At 31.1% G+C, this 2753-nt stretch carries 2 protein-coding genes and 1 pseudogene; all 3 read right to left on the bottom strand.

Annotated features, from left to right (window positions below; translation table 11 throughout):
• Positions 1-593 precede the first annotated feature (593 nt).
• On the bottom strand, positions 594-740 hold the full coding sequence (locus DMC01_RS13980; protein WP_185908938.1) for a hypothetical protein: 147 nt from the start codon (positions 738-740) through the stop codon (positions 594-596).
• Between the two features lie 7 nt (positions 741-747).
• The gene (locus tag DMC01_RS12165) at positions 748-960 is read right to left on the bottom strand and encodes a hypothetical protein (protein WP_142694451.1); all 213 of its coding nucleotides are present in this window, start codon (positions 958-960) and stop codon (positions 748-750) included.
• 1699 nt (positions 961-2659) lie between these two features.
• A pseudogene (locus DMC01_RS15515) lies at positions 2660-2753 on the bottom strand (IS1595 family transposase); the annotation flags it as partial.

The raw sequence follows: 2753 nt of genomic DNA on the forward strand, positions 1-2753 counted from the left end.
TAGAGAATAACTAGTAAGCACACCTACTACAAGAAAACCAGACACACATTTTGACACCTGAGAAAATACCTTTTTCATAATCACTCCTAAATTTAAAATTAATGTTTTATTGTAACAAAAAAATTGTAAATTCAACAAAGTTTTATTAATAATTTATTGTAAAAAAATTCTAAGCTTGTGTAAAATTGTTACTTAAAGATCTGTGTATATTATTATAGGCTCAATCTAACTTAAGCTCAAAGAAAGAAGCTTAAATTATGATGCACAAGGTGAAAAACAAGTATATTAATCGTTTCAAAATTAGTGAAGCGAAATTTAGAGAGATTTTTAAATTTTTGTCTTGATCTTAAAGCCATTAAAATTGCAAAAATTTGTCATATTTCACACAAGTTTTTATCTAAGATTTTTAAGTAACTTAGAATTTAGACTCAAGATACTTTAACAGGATTTTCTCTTATCAACTTTAATAAATTTTGATGAGAATATTGCCTTAAATTTTTTGTCTTAACTCTGTTTCTTTGAAGTGAAGCACGAAATTTTCTTTTTAGCCATGAAATTTGGCAAGTGTCAACTTCACAAACTTCTGCTTGCAGTTACGAGTGTGTAGCACGAAGTAAAAAATTCACAATTTCGTTGATGTGGTTATGTCCCTTTGCAAACTTGAATTTTGCGTGTTTGACCCTATAATGTGCCTTTGCTCCGCAAAGGGACGAGTGCATAGCACTAAGTAAAAAATCCACCAAGCCATCATAAGCTTTGAAGCTCTCCTGAAATTGTGGTATTTTCTAGATCTGCAAAATCCCTTATAATAGGCAATAGCTCTTTGGCAAAGCAAGTATTTGAGTGTATAAACTCGTGCGATTTCACTTTAACATCCCTTCTCGCAGAGGGACAATAGGGGTAACGAAGTAAAAACACAGACATTTTCTTGCCAGTCCCACGCCCACGCTTGCCACGCACTCTTTTGCACCTTCTACTACGCAGTTACGAGCCAAGCATTGTAAAAAATAACTCTCACCCTCTTCAACTGCTCATTTTCTAAAGAAACTTCGTTTTGCTGATTTTTTCACACTCTTTGGCTATTAAAATGCGAATTTCTCGCACAATTGCATTCACACAAGCACGAGAAATTTTGCAAATTTGAGTGTCTTTTCGCCTCTAAATCAAGGCTTCTTGCAAAGTTGCAAGAGGCTTAACGAAGCAAAAAAATATTTCAAAATGCCTTAAATTTCTTTTGAGACAATTAAAGAATGTGTCATATATTTGTTTTTCATCTAACTCTTTATACTTTAAAATGATCTTGTATCAAATTAAAGTGTCTTGAGACTTTATAAAAAATCCTAAACCTTTTAAGAAGATAATTTGTGAATTTTTTAAAAGGCTTGATAAAAAAACACTTACAAGTATGTTTTGCTTTCTAAGTTTAAAAGCTTATTGGCTTTAAATTTTAAAAAATAAGCTTAAACAAAAAAGGAGTTATAAATTTAAGCAGTAAAAAGATCTTTCTTAATCTTGTAAGCTTTTAGATCCTTCACTAAAATTTAAACCCACTCAGTTATCTTGTAATGAAATTATCGCTAAAAGGCATAAGATATTTTAAACCACTTGTGTGTATGTAGCCCTCATAAAACTTGAAGGTAGAAATAGAGTTTAAAAAAGCTTTGCTTATAGCTTATAAAATCATAAAAGATCTTAGAGTTTAAATCAATCCCCCCTTCTTTAAAATCCCTAAAAAAGCGTTCTTTTTTTGTGCTACTTCTTTCATTAAGCTGTGTCGCTATTTCTTATCATCCCTTAATATCCTTGCCTAATTATTAGGATATATATCACATACTAAGATTAAATAAGCATCTTCTTCTAAGGGATTAATGAGCCTTTTTTAAAATAAACTTTCTTGACTAAATAATGCCTTTGCATTTCTTCTTCCATAAAAGCAAAGCTAGTTTCACCTCCTCTATCATTTGTTTTTTGAAGTTTTTTGAATTTTGTTTGCAAGAGCTTGAGAAAGAAGCTATGCGATCATCTTTCCTTCATTAGAATTAGGCTTAGTTCGCACATTTACAATAAAATCATTAATTTGTGTTTGGGTAATGGCAGCGGTAGGAAGTTTTGTATTTAAATAGTGGCTAAAATAGCGGCAGAAAGTGCAGCAAAGAGCTTAAAATAAGATAGATTTTGCTAAGCTCTTTATCTTGCCAAAAAGCGATAAAGGTGGGGAAATTTAGGGTAGAAGTTTTGGCTAAGAGCTTGTAGGATTTTTGATGTCAAGTAAAAATAAGCCCCCTTATTCTGATGCATCTTTATCTAAGCCATAACTTAGCTATTTCCAAGGACGATTTGCTTAGCTTGTAAGCTGCTTTTACCAAGGATCTATCCCATACCCTCTCAGCAAATAAAAATATACCATGGCACTTAAATTCTATCTGTATAGAAAGAAATACACTGCTAAATCTTAGCTGAAAGAATTTATCTTGTCGCACCTTACTTAAATCACTTTGAGAAAGAAGCATTTCAATAAGCTCATCATTAAGATCATAAGAAAGACTAAGTGCTTTTAATCTATTTTCGGATCAATTTTCATCAATTTTTTGGCAAAATCCTTTGCAAACAAAACAGCATAATGAAAATAAGGATTTTCTTTTGAGAAAAAGTTTAAGGCTCAATTTAACTTAAGCGGATTTTCTCTTATCATTTTGAGTAAAATTTTATACAAATCTTGTTGTTGTATTTTAGCATTATATCTAAATTCAGTT

The sequence above is a fragment of the Campylobacter troglodytis genome (genome assembly GCF_006864425.1).
GTDB classification, from domain to species: Bacteria; Campylobacterota; Campylobacteria; order Campylobacterales; family Campylobacteraceae; genus Campylobacter_D; species Campylobacter_D troglodytis.